The organism is Bacillus sp. TSO22, assembly GCF_020223595.1.
In the GTDB taxonomy this organism is placed as follows: Bacteria; Bacillota; Bacilli; order Bacillales; family Bacillaceae; genus Bacillus; species Bacillus inaquosorum.
In genome coordinates this window covers 42,999-65,073 of the sequence record NZ_JAHAWO010000011.1, presented here as the reverse complement: position 1 = coordinate 65,073, position 22,075 = coordinate 42,999, and the positions used below count along the sequence as shown (strand labels likewise).

General features: G+C 42.6%; 26 protein-coding genes and 2 pseudogenes. 14 read left to right on the top strand and 14 right to left on the bottom strand.

The annotated features are described in order from the left end of the window. Positions 1–27: 27 nt before the first annotated feature. The 4 genes from rplI to KHQ79_RS12630 form a co-directional block, all read right to left on the bottom strand. Positions 28–477 (bottom strand): 50S ribosomal protein L9, encoded by a 450-nt coding sequence (gene rplI, locus KHQ79_RS12645; protein ID WP_003236543.1) that lies wholly within the window; start codon positions 475–477, stop codon positions 28–30. Beyond that, entirely contained in the window at positions 474–2,453 is a 1,980-nt protein-coding gene (gdpP, locus tag KHQ79_RS12640) for a cyclic-di-AMP phosphodiesterase GdpP (RefSeq protein WP_003236545.1), read from the bottom strand. Before gdpP ends, rplI begins: the two co-directional genes overlap by 4 nt. A 36-nt stretch (positions 2,454–2,489) precedes the next feature. Beyond that, positions 2,490–3,419, bottom strand: a complete 930-nt coding sequence (locus KHQ79_RS12635) for a YybS family protein (RefSeq protein WP_060399945.1) — start codon at positions 3,417–3,419, stop codon at positions 2,490–2,492. A 226-nt stretch (positions 3,420–3,645) separates the two neighbouring features. After that, complete coding sequence (locus KHQ79_RS12630) at positions 3,646–3,795, bottom strand: hypothetical protein (RefSeq protein ID WP_003236551.1); 150 nt, start codon at positions 3,793–3,795, stop codon at positions 3,646–3,648. A gap of 145 nt (positions 3,796–3,940) precedes the next feature. On the opposite strand from KHQ79_RS12630, the gene cotF reads away from it, so the two are divergent. Continuing rightward, positions 3,941–4,420 (top strand): spore coat protein CotF, encoded by a 480-nt coding sequence (gene cotF, locus KHQ79_RS12625; protein WP_019260014.1) that lies wholly within the window; start codon positions 3,941–3,943, stop codon positions 4,418–4,420. A 29-nt stretch (positions 4,421–4,449) separates the two neighbouring features. Here cotF and hypR read toward each other — a convergent pair whose 3' ends face one another. Further along, positions 4,450–4,827: a transcriptional regulator HypR gene (gene hypR, locus KHQ79_RS12620; protein WP_003236556.1), complete on the bottom strand. Its 378-nt coding sequence runs from the start codon at positions 4,825–4,827 to the stop codon at positions 4,450–4,452. Between the two features lie 205 nt (positions 4,828–5,032). Here hypR and KHQ79_RS12615 point away from each other — a divergent pair, with 205 nt between their 5' ends. Beyond that, the gene (locus tag KHQ79_RS12615) at positions 5,033–5,962 is read left to right on the top strand and encodes a manganese-dependent inorganic pyrophosphatase (protein WP_003236558.1); all 930 of its coding nucleotides are present in this window, start codon (positions 5,033–5,035) and stop codon (positions 5,960–5,962) included. Positions 5,963–5,994: 32 nt separating this feature from the next. On the opposite strand, the gene KHQ79_RS12610 is transcribed toward KHQ79_RS12615, so the two are convergent. Continuing rightward, the gene (locus KHQ79_RS12610) at positions 5,995–6,441 is read right to left on the bottom strand and encodes a DUF6376 family protein (RefSeq protein ID WP_060399946.1); all 447 of its coding nucleotides are present in this window, start codon (positions 6,439–6,441) and stop codon (positions 5,995–5,997) included. 435 nt (positions 6,442–6,876) lie between these two features. Here KHQ79_RS12610 and KHQ79_RS12605 point away from each other — a divergent pair, with 435 nt between their 5' ends. Further along, positions 6,877–8,187 (top strand): MFS transporter, encoded by a 1,311-nt coding sequence (locus KHQ79_RS12605; RefSeq protein ID WP_003236566.1) that lies wholly within the window; start codon positions 6,877–6,879, stop codon positions 8,185–8,187. Between the two features lie 44 nt (positions 8,188–8,231). Here the strand turns inward: KHQ79_RS12605 and KHQ79_RS12600 are convergent, their stop codons facing one another. After that, a complete protein-coding gene (locus KHQ79_RS12600; protein WP_225515422.1) occupies positions 8,232–9,026 on the bottom strand; it encodes a hypothetical protein in 795 nt (264 codons plus the stop codon). Between the two features lie 73 nt (positions 9,027–9,099). Further along, positions 9,100–9,489, bottom strand: a complete 390-nt coding sequence (locus KHQ79_RS12595) for a YybH family protein (RefSeq protein WP_225515420.1) — start codon at positions 9,487–9,489, stop codon at positions 9,100–9,102. A gap of 149 nt (positions 9,490–9,638) precedes the next feature. On the opposite strand from KHQ79_RS12595, the gene KHQ79_RS12590 reads away from it, so the two are divergent. Next, positions 9,639–10,478, top strand: coding sequence for a pentapeptide repeat-containing protein (locus tag KHQ79_RS12590; RefSeq protein WP_225515418.1), 840 nt, complete (start codon positions 9,639–9,641; stop codon positions 10,476–10,478). Between the two features lie 34 nt (positions 10,479–10,512). Here KHQ79_RS12590 and KHQ79_RS12585 read toward each other — a convergent pair whose 3' ends face one another. Continuing rightward, entirely contained in the window at positions 10,513–11,727 is a 1,215-nt protein-coding gene (locus KHQ79_RS12585) for an MFS transporter (protein ID WP_225515416.1), read from the bottom strand. Between the two features lie 187 nt (positions 11,728–11,914). Between KHQ79_RS12585 and KHQ79_RS12580 the strand changes: the two genes are divergently transcribed. The 3 genes from KHQ79_RS12580 (at position 11,915) to KHQ79_RS12570 (ending at position 13,813) form a co-directional block, all read left to right on the top strand. Then, positions 11,915–12,793 (top strand): LysR family transcriptional regulator, encoded by an 879-nt coding sequence (locus tag KHQ79_RS12580; RefSeq protein ID WP_003236576.1) that lies wholly within the window; start codon positions 11,915–11,917, stop codon positions 12,791–12,793. A gap of 14 nt (positions 12,794–12,807) precedes the next feature. Further along, complete coding sequence (locus tag KHQ79_RS12575; protein ID WP_225515414.1) at positions 12,808–13,251, top strand: GNAT family N-acetyltransferase; 444 nt, start codon at positions 12,808–12,810, stop codon at positions 13,249–13,251. Between the two features lie 82 nt (positions 13,252–13,333). Beyond that, entirely contained in the window at positions 13,334–13,813 is a 480-nt protein-coding gene (locus KHQ79_RS12570; RefSeq protein WP_225515413.1) for a DUF2798 domain-containing protein, read from the top strand. A gap of 46 nt (positions 13,814–13,859) precedes the next feature. Here KHQ79_RS12570 and KHQ79_RS12565 read toward each other — a convergent pair whose 3' ends face one another. Next, a complete protein-coding gene (locus KHQ79_RS12565) occupies positions 13,860–14,747 on the bottom strand; it encodes a LysR family transcriptional regulator (protein ID WP_225515410.1) in 888 nt (295 codons plus the stop codon). A 128-nt stretch (positions 14,748–14,875) separates the two neighbouring features. Here KHQ79_RS12565 and KHQ79_RS12560 point away from each other — a divergent pair, with 128 nt between their 5' ends. From KHQ79_RS12560 to KHQ79_RS12550, 3 genes are all read left to right on the top strand, one after another. Continuing rightward, a complete protein-coding gene (locus tag KHQ79_RS12560; RefSeq protein ID WP_225515408.1) occupies positions 14,876–15,454 on the top strand; it encodes a LysE family translocator in 579 nt (192 codons plus the stop codon). A 174-nt stretch (positions 15,455–15,628) separates the two neighbouring features. Beyond that, complete coding sequence (locus KHQ79_RS12555) at positions 15,629–16,882, top strand: pyridoxal phosphate-dependent aminotransferase (RefSeq protein WP_225515407.1); 1,254 nt, start codon at positions 15,629–15,631, stop codon at positions 16,880–16,882. A 23-nt stretch (positions 16,883–16,905) separates the two neighbouring features. Continuing rightward, on the top strand, positions 16,906–17,283 hold the full coding sequence (locus KHQ79_RS12550) for a VOC family protein (RefSeq protein ID WP_148983305.1): 378 nt from the start codon (positions 16,906–16,908) through the stop codon (positions 17,281–17,283). A 50-nt stretch (positions 17,284–17,333) separates the two neighbouring features. On the opposite strand, the pseudogene KHQ79_RS12545 reads toward KHQ79_RS12550, so the two are convergent. Next, positions 17,334–17,995 (bottom strand): annotated as a pseudogene (locus KHQ79_RS12545) (MBL fold metallo-hydrolase). A 104-nt stretch (positions 17,996–18,099) separates the two neighbouring features. Here KHQ79_RS12545 and KHQ79_RS12540 point away from each other — a divergent pair. Further along, positions 18,100–18,453 (top strand): winged helix-turn-helix transcriptional regulator, encoded by a 354-nt coding sequence (locus KHQ79_RS12540; protein ID WP_100275186.1) that lies wholly within the window; start codon positions 18,100–18,102, stop codon positions 18,451–18,453. Between the two features lie 162 nt (positions 18,454–18,615). Here KHQ79_RS12540 and KHQ79_RS12535 read toward each other — a convergent pair whose 3' ends face one another. After that, complete coding sequence (locus tag KHQ79_RS12535) at positions 18,616–19,068, bottom strand: MarR family transcriptional regulator (RefSeq protein WP_003236585.1); 453 nt, start codon at positions 19,066–19,068, stop codon at positions 18,616–18,618. Positions 19,069–19,187: 119 nt separating this feature from the next. Between KHQ79_RS12535 and KHQ79_RS12530 the strand changes: the two genes are divergently transcribed. Together KHQ79_RS12530 and KHQ79_RS12525 are read left to right on the top strand one after the other, a co-directional pair. Beyond that, entirely contained in the window at positions 19,188–19,634 is a 447-nt protein-coding gene (locus KHQ79_RS12530; RefSeq protein WP_225515405.1) for a GNAT family N-acetyltransferase, read from the top strand. Continuing rightward, on the top strand, positions 19,631–20,227 hold the full coding sequence (locus KHQ79_RS12525; RefSeq protein ID WP_225515403.1) for a YczE/YyaS/YitT family protein: 597 nt from the start codon (positions 19,631–19,633) through the stop codon (positions 20,225–20,227). The genes KHQ79_RS12530 and KHQ79_RS12525 overlap by 4 nt, the downstream gene beginning before the upstream one ends. A gap of 184 nt (positions 20,228–20,411) precedes the next feature. On the opposite strand, the gene KHQ79_RS12520 is transcribed toward KHQ79_RS12525, so the two are convergent. Continuing rightward, entirely contained in the window at positions 20,412–20,720 is a 309-nt protein-coding gene (locus KHQ79_RS12520; RefSeq protein WP_225515401.1) for a hypothetical protein, read from the bottom strand. A gap of 56 nt (positions 20,721–20,776) precedes the next feature. Here KHQ79_RS12520 and KHQ79_RS22465 point away from each other — a divergent pair. Continuing rightward, a pseudogene (locus KHQ79_RS22465) lies at positions 20,777–20,910 on the top strand (DUF255 domain-containing protein); the annotation flags it as partial. A gap of 256 nt (positions 20,911–21,166) precedes the next feature. Here the strand turns inward: KHQ79_RS22465 and KHQ79_RS12510 are convergent. Further along, positions 21,167–22,075: a hypothetical protein gene (locus KHQ79_RS12510; protein WP_003236593.1), complete on the bottom strand. Its 909-nt coding sequence runs from the start codon at positions 22,073–22,075 to the stop codon at positions 21,167–21,169.

The following is a 22,075-nucleotide window of genomic DNA, read 5'->3' as shown; positions in this document are numbered from 1 at the left end:
CTTGGAGCAATCCAAGCCTCTTTTCTATTAAGCTTCCTCTTTCACATGTACCTTTAACACAGCCTGCACCTCAGGATGCAGCTTCACAGGCACGTTTGTATATCCTAACGCACGAATGCCGTCCGGCAGTTCGAGCTTCCGCTTATCTACTTTAATCTTATGGTCTTTTTGGAGCTGTTCAGTAATTTGCTTGCTTGTCACAGAACCAAATAAACGGCCGCCTTCACCTGATTTCGCGCTGAGCTCAACAGTCAGTTTTTCTAATGTCTCTTTTAAGCTCTTTGCCTGTTCAAGCTCGGCGATGGCTTCTTTTTTCTCTTTCTGCTTTTGTCCGTTTAGCGCGCTGATGTTTGTCGCGTTCGCTTCAACGGCGAGGCCTTTTTTAATCAGAAAGTTATGCGCATAACCGTCTGCTACGTTTTTGACTTCGCCTTTTTTTCCTTTTCCTTTTACATCTTGTAAGAAAATAACCTTCATCTCTGTACGCCTCCCTCAAAATACTCATCTATGGCGTGCTTCAGCCGTTCCAGCGCTTCAGAAACTGAAATGCCGGACAACTGAGTCGCCGCATTTGTTAAATGCCCTCCGCCTTCCAGCGCCTCCATGATGATCTGAACATTTACCTCGCCAAGTGACCGCGCACTGATACAAACGGTTTGTTCATCCCGTCTCGCCACCGCAAATGAAGCCTCAACCTCACTCATCGACAGCAGCGAATCAGCCGCCTGCGCAATCAGCACTTGATCGAAGTATTCCTCTTCATTTTCAGGAAGAGAAGCGATCGCAATGTTCTCTTTATAGAGGGCCGTATGCTGGATCAGCTTCGCCCGTTTAATATAGGAATCAACGGTTTCTTTCAGGAACTTCTGCACAAGCACAGTATCGGCGCCTTTTGCCCTTAAATAAGAAGCCGCATCAAAAGTCCGCGAGCCTGTGCGGAGAGAAAAGCTCTTTGTATCCACTATTATACCAGCTAATAGGGCTGTTGCTTCAATCATATTGATTTTTAAGCGCTTTGGCTGATATTCAAGCAGCTCTGTCACCAATTCCGCTGTCGAAGAAGCGTACGGCTCCATATAAACGAGCAGCGGATCTCTGATAAACTCTTCACCCCTGCGGTGATGGTCGATAACCACGATATGTTCAATTTTATTGACCAGCCGTTCCTCCATGACAAGTGACGGCTTATGTGTATCAACGATCACAAGCAGCGTATCATCATTGGAAATTTCCATCGCTTCTTCAGGCGTAATAAACCTTGACCACAGCTCTTCATATTTTTTGATTTCCTCAATCAAACGCTGCACACTTGATCCGATTTGATTTGGGTCAATGACGATAAAACCATCTTTGTTATTCGCCTGAGCCACCTTTAAAATTCCGATCGCTGCGCCGATAGAATCCATGTCGGGGAATTTATGCCCCATAATAATCACATTGCTGCTTTCAGAGACGATTTCCTTTAAGGCATGAGAAATGACGCGGGCCCGCACCCTTGTTCGTTTCTCCATTGGGTTTGTTTTACCCCCGTAAAACTTCACCTTGCCGTTCGGCAGCTTAATGGCTACTTGGTCTCCGCCGCGCCCCAGCGCTAAGTCCAAGCTGGATTGCGCCAAATCGCCAAGTTCTTTCAGCGAGGAGACGGAAGCCCCGACACCGACGCTTAACGTCAGTGCGACACCGTCAAATGAGGTTTTTTCCCGCACCTCATCAAGGATCGAGAACTTCGCATTTTCGAGTTCAGTTAAAATATGTTCATTAAGTACAGCGATAAAGCGTTCTGAAGACGTCCTTTTCAGGAAGATCCCGTACTCCTGCGCCCAGGCGTTCAGCAAAGATGTCACCTGGCTGTTCATCGTGCTTCTCGTCTGGTCATCCAATCCTTGTGTCACATCATCATAGTTATCAAGGAAAATATAAGCCAGTACGGTTCTTTCGTTTTCATATAGCTTTTCAATCTGAGTTTGCTCCGTCACATCAAAGAAATACAGCAGACGCTCATCCCGCTTGATGACAACCTTAAACTTGCGGTCATTCAATGAAACCGTTTCCGATTCCACCTCTTGTTTGATGAGCGGCACAACTGACTCACAAGTATCGTAAAGTGATCTTCCCACTAATGTGCTTTCATTAAAGCAAGAAGAAAGAAACGGATTTGCCCATTCTATATAATATTGGTCATTAAAAAGCATGATGCCGATCGGCATTTCCATCAATGCCTCTTCACCGACTTTTTTCAACCTGTAGGATAACGTAGAAATATAAGCATCAATCTCTTGCCGAATAAGAGAATCAGCACGTTTAATAAAAAACAAAATAACTGCAAGCAGCAGCACTTCGACGGTTCCTAAAATCCAGTTAAAATAAAAGCTGATGAGGATTGTAATGATTGACAAAGCAATCAAAGCATAGATGGGATACCGAAACAGCGGTTTTTCATAAAAGCTTGGCATTTCTATCACTCCCCACCATGTGAGTAAAACTCATGTTCACTTCACCTTATTCCTTATATTAAAGCCCATATCTATAACGCCTAAAATACGAATGGCTGCCATAAAGATCGGAAGCATCAGTCCAAGAACCACCGCAATCACAGCCGCAGCCTTCGGATATTGTTTCTTATGGCAATAGAAAAAGATAAATGATAAACCTTGGATGAAAATCAGAAACCCGAGTATAAACTCCCCATTTAAAGCGATAGAGTACAGCATTTGGCCTTTTTCTAAAGGCAAAAATGAAAGCATGACAATTATTAAATACAGCACTACAACACTTTGCGGAAACTTCAACTCTCTAAAAGGCTTTAGATTAGGAATATCGGGGGAGAATCGCCTTAAGAGCGGCTTAGCGATAAAGTAACTGAGGAAAGAAAAAATAGCTCCTACCATCACAATAGCTGTTGGAAAAAGATATTGAACCATACCCAATTGTTCTTCCATCAGTTTCAATTGCTTCTCAAGCTGTTCAGCATTGCCCGACTGCTTCACTACAGTTTCTACAATATCAAGGGATTGCCGGTATTGTGTCATCGCTTCATCAATGATATTGATACCCAAAAACTGAATGCTTATCACAAAATAGAAGACAATACAAAGCATATAAATAAGAGCGCCCGAAATAATGGCGTGCCCGGGCTCTTTCCTTTTGAAAAAATGTCCCATGGCAATGCCGGCGCAAGCTGACATAAAAGCTACAATAAGTCCGTTAAAAGACCCGACTATAAAAACAACCGGAAGACTGACAGCGCCCATCCATATCCCTAACTTCAATCCATGTCTGATCGTATACAGGATCATGGGCAGCGGCAGTGCAAATAACAGAATTGTTCCAATTACAGGAACATAAACGACCAAAAGCGTGATGATCGCAAACAGACTGATTAGAATAGCACCTTCCAATAATGCTCTCGTTTGTTTCACTTAGTCACCTCGTATCATCCTGAACATACGAATAGAAAAGAGCAGCATAAACGACTGCTCTTTTTTCATCGCTGCAACATGTTTTGCACCGAATGTTTTTTATATCATCTCTACATTTTGCTTTTATATTTTAACATAAGTCCAAATCGCAAGTAAAATGACGCCAATGTTTCATGTGGAACATTGCAAATGAAAAGACATTCTTTAAAAAGAATGCCCATCACGATTAATGTTTATCATCCATAAAGCCAGAAGATTCCTTGTTTTTCTTTTTCGTTTTTCTGACATACATAAAGATTAAGATGACCAGTAAAAGGGTTGTTGCCTGCAGAACGCCGCTGCTAAACAAGAAAAAGTCCTTTATCATGTCCCACATCGTGTTTCACCTCTTTTTGCATGTTCTCAACCCGTGTCCTATATAAGGTGAATTTCCCGTTTTAAAAACTTCAAAACATCATGAACAACATTAATCGTTGGGCATATGCTGATATGGAATCTGATTGATAAAGGAGAACTGTTACATGGATGAACGCAGAACATTGGCTTGGCATGAAACATTGGAAATGCATGAGCTGGTTGCTTTTCAATCAAATGGACTCATTAGACTCAAGAAAATGATAAGAGAAGTAAGAGACCCTCAGCTCAGACAGCTTTACAGTGTCTCCATTCAGGCCGTTGAGCAAAATTTAAGAGAGCTTCTCCCATTCTTCCCTCAGGCGCCGCGAGAGGATGAAGAAGAAGAACGCGCGGATGACCCCTTTTACAGTGGCGACCTGCTCGGTTTTGCCAAAACATCTGTCCGCAGCTATGCCATCGCGATTACTGAAACAGCCACACCTCAATTAAGAAACGTACTGGTCAAACAGCTGAATGCTGCCATACAGTTGCATGCGCAAGTTTTTCAATACATGTATCAGCATGGATACTATCCATCTTATAACCTGTCTGAGCTGTTAAAAAATGATGTCAGAAACGCCAACAGAGCCCTTTCGATGAAATAAAACAAGCAGCAAAGGAATTCCCTTTGCTGCTATTTCTGCTGATCCTTTAGCAAACCGTTCGAACGATATGATTCCAAGACATCTCTATTGGATTCTCCCCATTCTTTCATTTGCAAAACAATCGGTTCAAGCGTTCGCCCAAATTCCGTCAGAGAGTATTCAACCTTGGGCGGTACCTGGTGATACACCTCACGATGCACGATGCCGTCCGCTTCCAGCTCGCGCAGCTGAAGGGTGAGCATTCTTTGAGTGATACTCGGGCAGATTCGGCGAAACTCATTAAACCGTTTCTTGCCATCTATCATGTGATAAAAAAGAATTCCTTTCCACTTTCCGCCAATGACATCTAGCGTAAATTCAACAGGACAGCCTTCTTTGTTCGGGTATATATTCTTTTTTTCACTCATACTAGACCCTCCAATAGTACCTTTTTTGATACTACATTACATTTTGCAACTAAGCTACCCAGTATTTTACACACCTTTCCCCCTCAGCTCAAAGAAAATGCTTCTTATTCACATCAATTTTTAAGGGTTTGTATGATTACACCTGCAGCAAGACGTGTTAAACTATATAAAGATTACACTACTTAAAAAACGATAAGGAGCTATCATGGAAAAGATACTTATTTTCGGACACCAAAACCCAGATACAGATACGATTTGTTCTGCGATTGCTTATGCTGATTTGAAAAACAAACTCGGCTTCAATGCTGAGCCAGTCCGCCTTGGACAAGTCAACGGCGAAACACAATACGCGCTTGACTATTTCAAACAAGAAAGCCCGCGTCTTGTTGAAACAGCTGCAAACGAAGTAAACGGCGTTATCCTTGTTGACCATAACGAACGCCAGCAAAGCATCAAGGATATTGAGGATGTTCAGGTTCTGGAAGTGATCGACCACCACCGCATCGCTAACTTTGAAACAGCTGAGCCGCTTTACTATCGTGCTGAGCCTGTAGGCTGTACGGCTACAATCTTAAATAAAATGTACAAAGAAAATAACGTGAAAATCGAGAAAGAAATTGCCGGCCTTATGCTGTCTGCGATCATTTCTGACTCACTGTTATTCAAATCTCCAACTTGCACAGACCAAGACGTAGCGGCAGCAAAAGAGCTTGCGGAAATCGCCGGCGTAGATGCTGAAGAATACGGCTTGAACATGCTGAAAGCGGGCGCTGATTTAAGCAAAAAAACAGTGGAAGAACTGATTTCTCTTGATGCGAAAGAATTCACACTCGGCAGCAAAAAAGTCGAAATCGCACAAGTGAACACAGTAGACATTGAAGATGTGAAAAAACGCCAAGCTGAATTAGAAGCTGTCATTTCAAAAGTTGTGGCTGAGAAGAACCTTGACCTGTTCCTTCTTGTCATCACAGACATCTTAGAAAATGATTCACTTGCCCTTGCGATCGGTAACGAAGCAGCGAAAGTGGAAAAAGCGTTCAACGTTACATTAGAAAACAACACAGCCCTTCTTAAAGGCGTTGTTTCCCGTAAAAAACAAGTCGTTCCTGTCTTAACAGACGCAATGGCTGATTAATAAAAAAGCATCCCGTGTAGGGATGCTTTTTCTTATTCACCCAGCTTTTCAATTTGTCCCATCACATCAGTGATTTGTTTTGCGTTCTGGACAAGGTCTGACTGCTCCCATTCTTCAAGCGATACCTTGCCTTCCTCCACTTGTTTCAACACATCGTCAGCATTTTTCTGCAATGTTTCGTTATGCTCCTGAATGGTTTGATGAATCTCCGCCGCGGCATCAGGCGGCGTTAATTCATTAAAATCAGCGGCGGCCTTCTGAATCGATTCAAGCTGTGCCTCTAGTTTTTCTTTCGCCTCGGTGTCATTTACAGCCTGTTCAGCCAATTCAGGCGCTTCCTCTGCAAATGTCTTGACCTTCTCCACATAGCCCGTTGCTTCACTCGTATAGTTCAAACCGTCATTCACCTGATCAAGTATGCCGCATCCGCCTGCACTCAAAAGCCCCACTCCGGCAAGTACTGTCAAAATGATCTTCATCGTCAGCCTCCTCATCGTTTCTTCTTCATTTTTTCTTTTAAGATCGGGATCAATTTCTCTTTCGCTAATGGCAGCCCTTTTTTCACCAATTCACGCTTCAGCCACTTTTTCAGCTTAGACATCCTGACGCTCCTCTCCCTTTTTGATAAAAATGAAAAAACTCCACCGATTTGGTGAAGTTCCGAAACAAAAAGACCTTCACCAAATCAGATTTGGCAAAGGTCTCGCTAACAATTAGATTGCCAGCAAAGCCGAGGACGTCTTGTCCCGTAATGACGACTTTACTGTGAAAGCTACTCCCCTTTGGAGTGTTCATTTTTATTACTTTCATTCTAAAGCACAGGGCTTTTCCAGTCAAATTCCTGCTGTCCGTTTACGCAAAAGCACGCTGTGGTATTTAAAATTTGAATGGTATTTCCATCAGGAGATCATGCTATGACAGAGGAGGTTTTCATCATGAGTCAAGAGCGCGTGAAACGGCCTGGACATACCAGATGGTACATATCTTCGTTACTCAGCGGCATTATTATTCTTAATTATTTTGACCGAGTGGCCATCTCTGTAGCGGCCCCTGCGATACAAGATTCGTTTCATCTTACAGCAACTGAACTCGGCATCGTGTTTTCCATATACACCTATTCTTATACACTGATGCAGCTGCCTGTCGGAAGTTTGCTGGACCGGTTTGGCGTGGCGTGGGTCACGAGGATTGGAATGACAATATGGAGCTTTTTAACGATTCTTCTTGCTTTTTTGCAAGGAAAATTGCTGTTGTATCTGTTCCGGTTTCTCATAGGGCTGACAAGCGCCTCTGCTTTCCCTGCCGCCTCTAAGGCAACCGCTCTATGGTTTCCTCCAAGTGAGCGGGGATTGGCAAACTCTCTGTTCGACTCGGCCGCCAAATTTTCAAACGTGATCGGCGCGCCATTGGTCGCCTTTCTTGTCACCACATTTGACTGGCGTGTCGCCTTTTTGACGATTGGATGCATCAATGTGCTGTTTACGATCTTTTTCTGGCAGTATTATGAGCAGCCTGAACGGCACAAACGCATTTCCAAAAGCGAATTAAACTATATTCAAAAACACAATACGATCACAACAGAGCAAATTCCTTACAAAACGGGTCCGCTTTTAAAAAAGCTTTTCGCCAACCGTAAAGTATGGGGCTTAATGATCGGATTTACAGGGTACGGCTATACATTTAACCTGCTGCTCACCTGGCTTCCGACTTTCTTTAAGCATACATACGGAATGGATCTCATGTCGTCGGGTTTATTTACAGCCGTGCCGTGGCTGATCTCAACCATCTCAGGAATCGTGGTCGGCGGATGGCTCGTCGATTACTTTATTAAGAAAGGCTATTCTAACACCAAGGTGTACCGAACCGTGATCATTGTCGGAATGAGCTTCGGCTTTTTCTTTTTAGGCTCGATTCTGACGAACAATATCACCATCGCAATTGTCTGTATTTCAATCGGCCTTGCCGGTATTTCTGCAACCGCTCCAGTCGGCTGGTCCATTTCCGCGGAACTGGCGCCGATCGGTTCCGTATCCATGCTGAGCTCCATGGTGAACCTGGCAAACAACCTGTTCGGAGGGATTATTGCTGCTTCACTGACGGGATATTTGTTTGATGTGACAGGCTCCTTTACGCTCAGCTTTCTGGTGGCCGGATTTGTGCTGTTGCTGGGATTGGTTTTTTATGTGTTTGTATTAGGGGATGTTAAACGAATTAAGCTGGAATAAAGAGTGCTTGCTGAAAGCACTCTTTTTCTGCATCGAAAGAATACTTACGATAAGTCACTCCCAAAAATCGAAACAGTCTGGCGGTCAAATATAAACCTCTGCCCGTTCCATTTCAACACGGTTTGGACATATCCCAGCGAGTCAGCGTTATACCTCCCGGCGATCCGCTGATACGCCAACAGTTCGTATGTGCCGTCTCTGTCAAAATCAACCGGATACAAGCCAGACAAAGGATTCACCCAGCCTTCTATCGGCATTTTCAACACACCCTGAGCAGTATAAATCTCATTCAAATATTCCCTGCCCTTGTAAGTAAGATCAAGGGTATACGTTTCGTTCTGATGGTGGCTGATGACATTTGCTTTATATTGATTTTGATAGCTCACACTGTATTTAAATTCATCATGAAACACATCCGAATTGAAAACTTGCCGGAACTGCCGGTTTAGATAGGCAAAAATATACGCATATATAGCGCCGCCGCTTCCCCCAGTATCCACCACCACTGCCACATCATCAATCTTGTCGCCTGTCATATCCCCAAGAAAAAGAGACGGATTGTATCCCATGTTGTTTTGGAGCTGGATTCGCTGTTCCTGATGGGTTCTGCCGTCACGGATCACCAATGTGATATTTCGCCATAAAGGGCTGCCGGGCATTTGGGTGCCAGTAAGAAAGACTTCGTCAATAACACCGTCTCCCGTTACATCCCCGCGGGCTGATGTAATGATTGCGCGAGAGGAAACGGGCTGCCGATATAAGTATGGATGTTGAACAAGTCCTCCGTGCCTGCCTGCATAAAACCAATAAGGAGCCATTCTAAAGTCATACAGATTCAATGGAGTCACCTTCCCTAATCAGCTGAATGAATCATTATATGCAGGAATGGCACATCGAAGACATATCTGAACGCTAAACACCAATTAAAGCCGTACCATATGAATTATCAATTGCACAAAGCCACTCGCCTTGTGCATTCTTCTTAAACACATAGGTTGCCCTTCTTTCCATCGCATACTCGGAATCCTTTTTATCCGAATCAAGCAGTGTCTGAGAAAGGACCAGTGCAGTGTCTCCTGCTTCCAAAATGATCATTTCCCCTTGTGTAGGGACAATATGATGATTGAAATAGTCCGAGATTGCCATAAACGCTTTTTTGATTTCTTCTTTACCTCGCGCGATCATGCCGGGCTTCACAACTAAAACGGCATCTTCCGTGTAATAATTCATCAGTGTATCAAAATCTTCATTTTGGATTGCCAAATCACATGCAGATATGATGTCTTTTATTTGCTGTTCCAAGAGGATTCCCTCCCAATCATCATGATTGGATATATTATACATCGTTTGACCCGCCGAAGCCGTAAAAACAAAATGAAAAGTATCAATATTTCCTATATAATCAAATAGCATATATTTAACAAAGTTCCCAAGTGAAGGGGTGAACGATATTGTCTGCGGAATTAACGTTACATGACAATATACATCATGATTTAAGCGCGGATTGCCAGCATTGTTTTGGTCTGTGCTGTGTCGCCTTGCCTTATGCGAAATCAGCGGATTTTGCTTTTGATAAAGACGGGGGCACGCCTTGCCGCAACTTACAATCAAACTATCAATGTTCTATACATAAAGACCTCAGAGAAAAAGGGTTTCGAGGCTGTTCTGCTTATGAATGCTTTGGCGCCGGCCAGAAGGTAGCTCAAATTACTTATGAGGGAAAGGATTGGCAAAACAACCCCGAAACAGCAAGCGAGATGTTTGACGTTTTTCCTATTATGCAGCAGCTGCACGAAATGCTCTGGTATTTACATGAAGCTCTTTCTATAGAGACCGCCAAGCCGATTCATCGTGAGCTTCGGGCCTGTTTCGATAAGATAGACAAGCTCACCAGACTCAGCAAGGAAAACCTGCTGACACTGCAGGTGAACGAATATCGAGCCGAGGTTAATGAATGGCTGTTAAAAACGAGTGAGCTGGTGCGTGCCCAAGCCTGCAATCGAAAACTTCCGAAAAAAATCAGCCGGGGAAGTGTCCTGATCGGCGCAAAACTGAAAGGGCTTGATCTGCGAGGAGCAAACCTAAGAGGGGCGCTGCTCATAGCTGCCGACCTGAGAAATGCTGATTTGAGAATGACAGACTTTATCGGTGCAGATGTAAGAGACGCTGATCTCAGCGGCGCTGACCTAACCGGGAGCATCTTTCTGACGCAGGCACAGGTGAATGCCGCAAACGGCGACTCGAACACAAAGCTGCCGCCGTCTCTACAAATCCCTGCCCATTGGAAATAAAAAAGGACCCGACTGCGGTCCTTTTTTTCTGCCATCAATCCAATCCTTTTTCGTTACTTTTATCCGACATTTTCACACTTCTAGCCAAGTATCCCGACAGCCCTAACGCAACCAACAGCATGAAGATGATCATGCCAACGACACCCAGCCAGTGAAAAGCAGACCAGAATAGCCCGCCGACCGTTCCGCAAATACTTGAACCGGCGTAATAAAAGAACAAGTACAGCGATGAAGCCTGCGCTTTGTTGTGCAGGGCTCTCCTACCTACCCAGCTGCTGGCGACTGAATGCCCGCCGAAGAAGCCGAATGTAAAGAGCGCAATCCCCAGAATTTTCACTGCTAACATACTGTTTATCGTTAATAAAGCACCTGCGATGACGATGAAGATATTCATCATCAGTATTTTCGGATAACCATATTGATCGACCATTCTTCCAATGAAAGACGAGCTGAAAATCCCTACAATCATCACAATAAAAATCCAGCTGACAAATGCTTTATTAAACGAATACGGCGGTTCCAACAGCACATACGCAATGTAGTTGAACAATGCAACATTGCTCCCGAGCAGTAAAAAACCAATGAGAAACAAGCTTAATAGTTTCCGATGCTTCAAGTGGCTGATTAAAGATATTCCCAATTGCCCGAGCTCGAATTTTCTCGGCGTGAAGTGCCTGGATGGAGGCAAATTCATAAAAAATATAATACTTGCGATCAAACTAATTACACCAATTGCCCCCATCGCCATATGCCAATTAAAAAACTCGCTCAGGAGACCTGAAACGATCCTTCCAAAAACGGCGCCTATCGCGTTTCCGCTGATATACAGCCCCATCGCCGACCCAAGACTTCCGGGTTCTATTTCTTCTCCGAGATAAGCCATCGCAATCGACGGAAGCCCAGCGAGCGCAACCCCTTGAATGGTTCTCAATACAAGCAGCGTATGAAAGTTCGGGCTGAAGGACGACGCCAGACAGAGAACGGATGCGGCCAGCATGGATACAGCCATAATCGGCTTGCGCCCCCACACCTCTGACAACGAACCAAAGACAAGCATACTCACAGCTAACAGCATTGTGGTAACAGATAAAGAAAGACTTGCCGCCGTAGGCGTTACATGAAATTCCCGCGTGAATTCCTCCATGAGCGGCTGTACGCAATAAAGTATCGCAAATGTATTAAAACCCGCGGCAAAGAAAGCAAACGTAATTTTCCGAAAAACCGGTGTGCCTTTTTGAATGTATGTCATCGGGACTTTATCGGCCCCTCCGCATGTTGTTGAGCACTGCCATTCATAAACAACCATCCTTTATTTCTTACGAATTCAAACATCCTCGAGTCTGTTTATACATTTATCTTAGCACCGTTAATATATGTTGTATAATGCATATAAAATATGCTTTTCATGCTTATATGTAATATGGGAGGGATGATGATTGGAATGGGAACAACTTGAATATTTTCAAACACTGGCCCAGATGCAGCACGTGACGAAGGCGGCAAAAAGCCTCTCCATCACTCAGCCTGCGCTTTCACGCTCTATCGCCAGACTGGAAAATCATTTAGGCGTCCCGCTATTCGACAGGCAAGGACGATCCATTACCTTAAATAAATATGGGCACATCTTTTTACGGAGGGTAGAGGCGATGATGAAGGAGTACACCGAGGGAAAACAGGAAATCCAAGCCTTATTAAAGCCAGACCAAGGCGAAGTATCTCTCGGCTTTTTGCATACTTTAGGAACAACGCTCGTGCCCGATCTCATCGGCTCCTTCCAACAGGAATACCCCAACATTGCCTTCCAGTTGAAGCAAAACCATTCTTATTGGCTGCTTGAACGATTAAAATCCGGAGATCTGGACCTCTGCCTCCTCGCTTCGATCAAGCCAGAAAAACCGATCCAATGGATCAAGCTGTGGAGTGAAGAACTTTTTGTATTTGTGCCAAACGATCACCCATTAGCCAATCGTGAAAGCATTACCCTGAGTGAGATTGCCGGGGAGCGTTTTATTTTATTGAAAAAAGGCTACGCACTTCGGATGACAGTCGATGAACTGTTTGAGAAAGCCGATATACAGCCGAACATTATGTTTGAAGGGGAAGAAGCCGCCACTGCGGCAGGTTTTGTCGCTGCCGGACTCGGCATATCCATTCTGCCCGACCTGAAAGGCTTGGACCAAAGCAAAATTACAAAAATCCGCGTCAGCTGGCCGGAATGTCAGCGTGTTATAGGAATCGCCTGGATAGAAGGCCGGTTTTTATCGCCGGTTGCTGAGACCTTTAAACAATACGTCATCAGCCATTTTTCTGAGTAAGGGAGGATCACATCGTGAATGTGAAAAGAATAACATCAGAGCATGATTTACATACAGCGTTTGAAATCAGAAAAACTGTATTTGTAGAAGAACAAGGCTGTCCCGTTTCCGATGAATTCGATAAGTTCGATACACTCCGTGAAGATTGCCGGCACATCCTCGTTTATCATGAGAATAAACCCGTTGGCACTGCCCGTGTCCGTATCGTTGAACACGTGGGGAAACTGGAAAGAATCTGCATTCTGAAGCCCTATCGCAAATTCGGGCTGGGCAAAGTAATCGTCGATGCGTTAGAACGCATTGTGAAAGAACAGGGCATTTCTGCATTCCAACTGCACGGCCAGACACAAGCGACAGGCTTTTATGAAAAGCTCGGCTATCAGACAGCTTCAGAAGAATTTATACTGGACGGCATTCCGCATGTACTGATGACAAAAAAAGATGATTCCTGCCTATGAATTGTTCACAAATTTGTCACTTATGAGCATGAGTGGTTCATTGGTATACTAATCACCGATTATGGAGAGAAGGATTGATTGTATGCCAACAAATAAAAAAGAAGGTCTTATATTTGGCGTGATGATGTGCTTTGGAATGGTCTGTGTCATGTCGATTTACAATGCTATCATCAACGGAGCCATACAGGACTTTTCACTGGTGACGGTTTTTGAAATGGTCATCGGTTTTATGGTCGCACTGCTGTTAGATTTACTGTTAGTGGGCCCCCTTGCCAAAAAGATTGCGTTCAGTTTGCCGTTTGACAAGTCTAAGAAATTATATGTCATCCTCGCCATGTCGACGTGTATGGTGATCGGCATGGTGCTTTGTATGTCTGTGTTCGGTTTAGTGACAGCCGCTTTATCAAGTGGACTTAACGGGAACAGCCTCTTCAGCGCTTACCTGATGATTGTATTGAAAAATTTCATCTTAGCTTATCCCTTGCAATTACTGATTATGGGTCCATTAGTCAGAGGGATTTTTATGAAATTTGTAAAACCAAAGCTCACAGCTGCCGTTTAAATAGAAAAGGAGTGAGCGTTACACCCACTCCTTTTCCCACTGATTTTCAGCACACCGCCTCACGAATCGAATGTAAAGCAAGCTCCGCAAAAGCCTCTGCGGCAGGCATCTGCCATTTTTTCTTTTTGATTAACATATGAGAGTAAAGCGGATCAAAGGTTTCAGCATGATGAAGGATTTTTAGCCTACCTGCCTCCACTTCTTCTTGCACTGTGATATAAGGCAAAACAGAAAATCCAAGCCCGCTCATGACCGTTTGTTTGATCGCTTCGATACTCCACAGCTCCATTGTTTGAAAGCTGCGGATGTCATTCTTCACAAGATATGTTTCAAACATGGTCCGATAACTGCAGCCCTCTTCATTTGTAATAAAGAAATGGCTGTTGTTTTCCTGTTTGTAATCATCAAAATGATCCGGCCCATCCATACTGCCCACAAGGACAATCTCCTCCTCGGTTAATGTATAATGAATGCATTTTTCAATATTGATTTCCGGATAGACCATTAACGCGACATCGACTCGTCCGCTTAATAAATCCACCTGATTCTGCCCGCATGTGCCGTTGCTTAAAATGATTTTGACATGAGGATATTTGAGCGAAAATTCCCTTATGATCGGCCCAAGTCTGGAAATGGTTAACGACTCAGGTGCCGCTACTTTCAACACACCCTTAACTTCGTGAACGTTTTGCATATTCTTGATCTGTTCATGGGTTGATAGTAAATCCTCAGCTAAAGGGATCAATTCTCTTCCTAAAGCCGTCAGTCTTAAACTCCTTTTCTCGTACGTGAATAACGCCCCGCCGATCTCCTGCTCCAGCGCTTGGACATGAGTGGTGATCGTGGATTGCGTATAACCTAGCTTCGCCGCGGCGCCTGTATAACTCCCCTGCTCTACGATGGTTTGAAACGTGATAAGATGTCTGATCTCCATACGATTTCTCCTTTTATGATCTATCGAAAAAAATGATAATGCTTTTTTATATTTCAATTTTATTTATAGATATCATTATCATACAATAAAAACTGCCCCGTACGACATTAGTAAATGTAGGTGATTTTATGAGTATAATAGCTTTTCTTTCGTATGTGATGTTGACATCCATTACGCCTGGCCCGAGCAACATTTTAATGATGAATGAAGCGCGGCGGTTTGGCTTTCTAGGATCATGGCGTTTCAATAGCGGCATTTTGGCAGGCTTTGCAGTCCTTGGGATTCTCAGCGGTGTATTTACGATAGGACTATACAAATGGATTCCGGTTGCAGAACCATACTTCAAAATAGCAGGTGCAGTCTATCTGCTTTATTTGGCATGGCAGGTCGGCATGTCCAAAAAAGCAAAGAAGGATTCTGAAGATGTGCATTCTTCTTTTCTATCAGGTTTTATTTTTCAAATGATCAATTTCAAAAGCATTCTGTTCTTCTTAATATTGATGAGTGCATTTATCCTGCCGTTCCAGCATTCAATGACATCGATCATTCTTTATCTCACAGTAGCCATCATTCTCGGCTGGCTGGCGCTGCTGTTATGGTCAGGATTCGGCTCTGTGTTCAAAAAACTCTTTGACAAATACGATAAAGCATTTCGCATCATTATGTGTTTGCTGCTAGTTTACTCTGCCGTCAGTATTTATCTGTGAACGTTCAAAAAGGAATAGAGGTACACCAAAAATGATGGCAGACATTAGTGGGATAGAGATTGGATGGATCAAACATTGCGGCAATTAAAGGCTGTGACATGTTAGATTCAAAGATTTCTCAAGCAAGAACTAACGAATAAACAGATAAATATACAAAGGAGACGGTGAGGATCCATGGAATGGAGGGTAGCAGCCCATGCAAAGGGAAAAGTGTATGTTGATAAATTATTTGGTACAGGAATGGCTGCTAAACAAGCCATCATTCAATATGGAAAAGAAAACGTGATCGATGCTTCAATGGGAACCATTGCAGATGACGACGGAAACATCGTCTGTCTGCCTTCTGTGGAAGAATTATTTCGCAGCATACCCATTCAAGACATGATCAGCTACAGCCCGGTAGCCGGGTTGCCCAGCTTTTTGGAAGCAGCCGTGACACATACTTTCGGAGAGTCCAGACCTGACGCCTATATACGGGCGGTTGCAAGCGCAGGCGGCGCCGGTGCCATTTCTAATGTGATTTGGAACTATTCAAATTTTGGCGATACCATATTAACTCACGATTGGTACTGGACACCCTATGAAACCATCTGCAAAGACACTGGGCGCCATTTGATGACCTTCTCTTTATTAGACGCTGATATGACGTTTAATCTGACATCATTCTCACATATGGTCAGCCATCTGCTCGTCAAACAGGACCATGTCGTGATCATCTTAAATTCGCCGAATCACAACCCAACGGGATACAGTATGTCAGATCATGAATGGGATGAGATCATTAAACATGTGATATTAGAATCTGCTAAAAAAAGCAGCAAAACAATCACATTGCTCATTGATATTGCCTATATCGACTTTACAAAGGACCCCGTAAACGCACGCTCATTCATGAAAAAGTTTAGCACTCTCCCTTCCAACATCGTTGTCACCTTTGCCTTCAGCATGTCGAAAGGCTTTACAGTATACGGCCAGCGGACTGGAGCTTTAATTGGAGTATCCTCCAGCAAGAGCGTGGCTGAAGAATTTGAAAACGCTGTATTGGTCACCAGCCGCTCCAGGTGGTCAAATGTCAATCGAGGCTGTATGACTTTGCTTTCTGCGATTTATAACGATAAAATGCTGCTAAACAAGGTGAACACTGACCGTGAAGCATATCAAACATTAATTGCGAAACGGACTGAAGTGTTCATCAATGAAGCCCATCAAATTGGACTAAGCATATTGCCTTACCATTCTGGCTTTTTCATTACAATCCCTTGCAGCCATCCTGATGAAGCCAGCGAGATGTTAGCTGCCCAGAACATCTTTGCACCCCCGCTTTCAAAGGGCATACGAATCGCGGCATGTTCTGTTCCGCTCGCCCAAATGCACGGCCTTGCAGCTAAAATCAAACACGCTATCACAATATCAGATGCTGTAAAGTAAAATTTCCGCAGGAGGGAATGCTCATGATCAAACGAATTGACCATTTGGTGTTAACGGTACAAAACCTTCAAGAGACAATCGACTTTTATACATCTGTTTTGGGAATGGAAGAAGAAACATTTGGCGCAGGCAGAAAAGCTTTGCGTTTTGGCAATCAAAAAATAAACTTGCATGAGGCCGGTCATGAATTCGAACCTAAAGCCAAGCACCCGCTCCCGGGATCTGCCGACTTATGTTTGATCTCTGATGAGCCTATTAGTAAAGTACTGGAGCACCTCAAGAAAACGAACGTCAATGTCGAAGAAGGGCCAGTAAAAAGAACCGGTGCACTCGGCCCGATTCTATCTGTTTATATAAGAGACCCCGATCAGAACCTTATTGAAATATCGGATTATATTTAAATTCCCCTCTAAACATACCAATTCATTTGGTATGTTTTTTCTTATTTCTTTTAGTCCTTATACCTTAACACATAGTTTTTATACAACTCTTCGTTATAAAAAATTTCTTCACCATGTGAAGAGCAAATGAGCGTTGGTTTGATTTCATCTATTATCGCGCCGCTGTCAATGTTCTCATTCATATCAACACTGAATTTTCTGATAGGCGGGTGTAAATCCTCCTTACTTGTGATAAAAAGGTCTCCTGTTAATAGGGTATGATCGATTTCATGATGGTACACGACATGCCCCGGGGAATGACCGGGTGTTAAATAGTATTGCAAAGGCAGGTGAGCCAGCGTTTGCTCTGTCAGCGGCTGGACAATATGGGCTACCCTGTGTTCTCCACTTCATTTTTGTTCGGATAAGGCGCTTCTCCATTGATATACACTAGTTCTTTTTGATGCGCAAAAATCGGAATATCAAATCTCTCCAACCACTTTGATGCCCCCTGAATATGATCGCTATGGCCATGGGTAAGCAAAATGGCTTTTGGATTGCCGATCGCTAGTGCTGCCCTAATTTGAGCATCAGCAAAACGTTCTACTCCCGTATCAATGATATAAACATCATCACCATCTTTCATAAACCAAGTATGAACCGGGATACGAAGAGGCACATCAAGCACAAATTCACATTGAAAGACATGTTCTGATAATTGTCTCAAGTTCATGCAAGCCACTCCTTTTGGAAATTTTTGATATCATTACTGTAATACATCTGAGCTAGATATGTAATTACGCACATTTTTGTAACTTACATTGTGAGGTGACGAGTATGGGTAACCGGTTAAATGGATTTGGCGCTTGCAGTGCAGAAGTAAAAAAGGCTTGTCCCGTGGAAATGACGCTGCATATTATCGGAGGGAAATGGAAAGGAATCATCATCGACATCCTGTCTCACAAATCAGTCCGGTTTAATGAGCTGAAACGATTAATTCCAGGTATTACACAAAGAATCCTGACGCTGCAGCTGAGAGAACTGGAAGCAGATGGCGTTGTGAAAAGAAAAGTAGAGAATACTGTCCCCAAGAAGGTGGAGTATTCTCTAACCGAACTCGGTGAAAAACTTTCTCCTATTATTGCATCCATGAGGATGTGGGGAAATGAGTATATAAGTAAAAATGGATGAAAATGACTTTAAAGATTTTACAGAAAAGAGAAGGGTTCCTTTTAAGTGAACGGAACATTTTCAAGGCAATTTATCTTGAAAATGCCCCGCACTCCAGCAGACTGGTATTTTTGAGGAGAAGCCGGTTCTCGCCAGTATCAGCTCGACCTGTTACTTTGTACATTAATAGTCCCTCTTGTTCCCCTTCTTCACATATTCCCAATCACGTTCTATATTTTTCCTGACTCTGTGAACGAGTTTAAAAATGGTTTCCTTTTCCTCAGGTGTAAAACCGGACAAGGCCACTTCCATGGAGTGTTCTCCTTCTCTTCTTAACAATGGATAAACCTTTTTCCCTTTCTCGGTCGGGAACAGTTTTTTTATTTTTTTATTTTGCTCATCCGGCTGTTTTTGAATAAATCCCTGCATTTCCAATTTCTTAATGGCCCGCGCGGCTGTTGTTCGGTCCACTTTTATCATTTCCGCCAATTTTTCTTGAATAATTCCCGGATTTTCGTATATACGTACAAGATAGAGATACTGCCCTCTTGTTAAGTCCAAATCTTTAAATTCAATATTGCTTATGGAATCCAACGCTCTTGCAATCATGCCGATCTCACGCAAAATGTCATTCATTCCTAAAACCCCTCACGTATTTTTGTTGCAATTACAACAAAATTGTTTTAACCTTACTACTATAAGACCACATGCATGCTGTGCAGTCCAGATTAATATCAGAAAAGGATTGATCAAATATGAATATAAAAAGAATAACAACAGAAAAGGATTTACACGTTGCTTTAGATATTAGAAGAACGGTATTCATTGAGGAGCAACATGTAGCTGAATCCGATGAGTTCGATGAATTTGATACGCTCCAAGAACAATGCCAGCATATCTTGGTATATCATGAGGATCAGCCAGTTGGCACAGGCCGTGTGCGCATCGTTGATCATACAGGTAAGCTGGAAAGAATCTGCATCCTAAAACCTTACCGTAAGTATGGATTGGGCCAAGTCATCATAAGCGGGTTAGAAAACATCATGAAAGAAAAAGGAATGACTACATTTAAGCTGCATGGGCAAACACAGGCAGCAGGCTTTTATAAAAAACTGGGCTATCAGACTTCTTCACAGGAATTTATGGAAGACGGCATCCCGCACGTCTTGATGACAAAAGACATATCACGGAATATAAAATGAAATATATTTATTACAGCTTAGGTATCCTCATATTAAGTTTAGGCATTTCCTTAACCATACAATCAGGACTGGGTACCTCCCCCTTCGATGCCGTTTTGGTAGGTCTTTCCGAAGAAGTCGGGCTTACCGTGGGAAGCTGGGAGGTTCTTATTTCTGTGATCCTCTTAATCTGTAACTCTATCTTAACGAGAAAAAAACCTATGTTGCTGGGCTTGATTACAGCATTTATTACTGGGATAGGCATTGACCTATGGTTGTTTATAGTAAAAACCACTATTTCTCCAAACATGTGGGTAAGCAAACTGATTTGTTTCGGAATCGGTTTGGTGCTCATCGGTCTTGGAACAGCCATCTATCTTCAGACAAAATTTGCATCAACTCCTATCGATCATTTAACACTCATTATCCGAGATATCTCCAAAAGAACGATCTTATTTTCAAGAACATTGGTATATGCTCTTTTCTTAGTATTAGCTATTATATTTAAAGGCCCTATCGGCATCGGAACCCTTTTAACGGTCTGTTTAGGAGGAATGATTCTTCACTTTTTTATGCCTTTTGTTGAACGGCGCTTCTTATACTCGAAAATGTAAATTAATTGGTGAATACCAGTGTCTTATAAAAAAAGAAAAGAAGAGGTTAAAAAAACCTCTTCTTTCTCGAAAACGCGAGAACAAGCCGCTGCATTAGCGGTTTATATTAAATGCACTCAACAACCTCATCCAATGACAAAATAAACAGCTGACTTTTAAAAATAGCCGAGCCTTTTAAGGTCGACTATTTTTTAGGTTTGTTATTCATTCTTTGATCTCTATCCCCATTATCAATATCACCTGAAACGGCATCGATAAAATGATCAATGGTTTTACCGATTTTTCTTGTCTTTCCATTCCCATTACTCATATTTTCGTTCGTGTTTTTCTGATTTGGATTGTAGTATTTAATAAAACCTCCACATAAAGCGCCTACAAATACAATCCAATATGGAATCTCTTCTAACCCTCTTGGCTCCAGGTACAACCAATTGATTCCAAATACCACAAAACTAATGAGTATAAGCGTCGTTCCAATAATATTTTTAATCATTCTTAAGTACCTACCTCCTGAAATACAGATATATACGTTACGTTTTGGTTATTCAAATGTTTCATTTATTTATTCAACATGATCATATCCCTTTAAATTAGTTCTCTTGGGGAGAAGAAGCCTTCGAGAAAGCAAAACGCGAAATCAGCTGGTTCTTGTCAGCATCGGCTATTCAACATGTCATTGGTGTTAAGTTCGTATAAAATCTTAGAACAACAAGAGTCAGTTTAAAACAAAAAAAGCCCTTCTCAGCATTGAGAAAATGGACTTTTGGTATTGGAAATTCCTTCATTTCAATTTCTGACACTTGCCATCAACATATAGGGAAGACAGACCAATCATTATAGTTATTCCTATCATGAACAAGGTAAATTGCGTACACTTTGAATGTGATTATGATATTCCGAAAGGGGGAGGCATTTACATTTTCCATTGTTATTATTTAACTAACATATTTCTGGAAGGTCAAAAGAGCTTCGCCGTTTTCCTGTACTTCCTAAGAAACCCGCCAAGTACTCTAAATTTGCAATTAGTTCATGGTCTCCATGGGTAGGTGTTTGACCATGATCATCATGTAGATGCAGGATACTTGTATCACCAATCCATGTTCCCTTCCATTTATAGTCCTCTTTTTGATTTATTCTCATCCAATCATTGATTCGATCGTCAACCCAACCATGCAATTTCCAGAAAATCGGATGCACATGAGCAGAGTATTCATCACCTAGCCAGTTATACTCAGGTTGATTCCAAATATCATCTATAGGATCTCCTAATTTAGGCTCAGTCATATAACCAACTTTCGATTCTTCTGACCATCGTATGTGCATACTGTTGTGAATTGTAAATTCAATATCAGAACCAAGCTGGCCAAGCGTTACACTACTTAAGTAGTCTGGATCAGTAAATTTCTTTTCAAGCCCTGAAAAATAACTCCAATATCTATCGACAGATTTTTCTAACTCAAGTCTTTCCCTTGGAATACGATGACTATCATAAGCTGGTAAAATCGGATAACTTTTATCAGAAGGTTTTGGAAGGTACCTCCACCCTTGAACCCATGGATAGTTAATATCACCTTCATCTGCTAAAATTTTATTGACGATCATAATCATCGTTCTATGCATGAAAAGGAAGTCCTCACCAGAATCATTATCCCGTTTAGGCTTTCCATCGGCATCGAGTGCTGGGCGTGGCGGCACCCAATTTGGATGAGTCTTACATAACTTTTCGCGATCTTTACAATCAAGTCCCTCCCAAGAGTTTCGAAATCCATGCCAAAGATAATGCCATAAACGATGCTTTTTTGACGCCATAGCTACAATAACTGAGTTTGGTAATCGTGATTGTCCCAA

Excerpts from the sequence above, each read along its gene's own strand:
- KHQ79_RS12585 (WP_225515416.1), bottom strand. The coding sequence starts at position 11,727 with ATGACATACATTCAAAAAGGCACACCGGTTTTTCGGAAAATTACGTTT.
- KHQ79_RS12535 (WP_003236585.1), bottom strand. The coding sequence starts at position 19,068 with ATGAATGACATTTTGCGTGAGATCGGCATGATTGCAAGAGCGTTGGAT.
- KHQ79_RS12540 (WP_100275186.1), top strand. The coding sequence starts at position 18,100 with ATGGGTAACCGGTTAAATGGATTTGGCGCTTGCAGTGCAGAAGTAAAA.
- KHQ79_RS12530 (WP_225515405.1), top strand. The coding sequence starts at position 19,188 with ATGAATATAAAAAGAATAACAACAGAAAAGGATTTACACGTTGCTTTA.
- KHQ79_RS12570 (WP_225515413.1), top strand. The coding sequence starts at position 13,334 with ATGCCAACAAATAAAAAAGAAGGTCTTATATTTGGCGTGATGATGTGC.
- KHQ79_RS12520 (WP_225515401.1), bottom strand. The coding sequence starts at position 20,720 with ATGATTAAAAATATTATTGGAACGACGCTTATACTCATTAGTTTTGTG.
- KHQ79_RS12550 (WP_148983305.1), top strand. The coding sequence starts at position 16,906 with ATGATCAAACGAATTGACCATTTGGTGTTAACGGTACAAAACCTTCAA.
- KHQ79_RS12555 (WP_225515407.1), top strand. The coding sequence starts at position 15,629 with ATGGAATGGAGGGTAGCAGCCCATGCAAAGGGAAAAGTGTATGTTGAT.
- cotF (WP_019260014.1), top strand. The coding sequence starts at position 3,941 with ATGGATGAACGCAGAACATTGGCTTGGCATGAAACATTGGAAATGCAT.
- KHQ79_RS12565 (WP_225515410.1), bottom strand. The coding sequence starts at position 14,747 with ATGGAGATCAGACATCTTATCACGTTTCAAACCATCGTAGAGCAGGGG.
- KHQ79_RS12560 (WP_225515408.1), top strand. The coding sequence starts at position 14,876 with ATGAGTATAATAGCTTTTCTTTCGTATGTGATGTTGACATCCATTACG.
- KHQ79_RS12615 (WP_003236558.1), top strand. The coding sequence starts at position 5,033 with ATGGAAAAGATACTTATTTTCGGACACCAAAACCCAGATACAGATACG.
- KHQ79_RS12605 (WP_003236566.1), top strand. The coding sequence starts at position 6,877 with ATGACAGAGGAGGTTTTCATCATGAGTCAAGAGCGCGTGAAACGGCCT.
- KHQ79_RS12525 (WP_225515403.1), top strand. The coding sequence starts at position 19,631 with ATGAAATATATTTATTACAGCTTAGGTATCCTCATATTAAGTTTAGGC.
- KHQ79_RS12610 (WP_060399946.1), bottom strand. The coding sequence starts at position 6,441 with ATGAAGATCATTTTGACAGTACTTGCCGGAGTGGGGCTTTTGAGTGCA.
- gdpP (WP_003236545.1), bottom strand. The coding sequence starts at position 2,453 with ATGCCAAGCTTTTATGAAAAACCGCTGTTTCGGTATCCCATCTATGCT.
- hypR (WP_003236556.1), bottom strand. The coding sequence starts at position 4,827 with ATGAGTGAAAAAAAGAATATATACCCGAACAAAGAAGGCTGTCCTGTT.
- KHQ79_RS12630 (WP_003236551.1), bottom strand. The coding sequence starts at position 3,795 with ATGTGGGACATGATAAAGGACTTTTTCTTGTTTAGCAGCGGCGTTCTG.
- rplI (WP_003236543.1), bottom strand. The coding sequence starts at position 477 with ATGAAGGTTATTTTCTTACAAGATGTAAAAGGAAAAGGAAAAAAAGGC.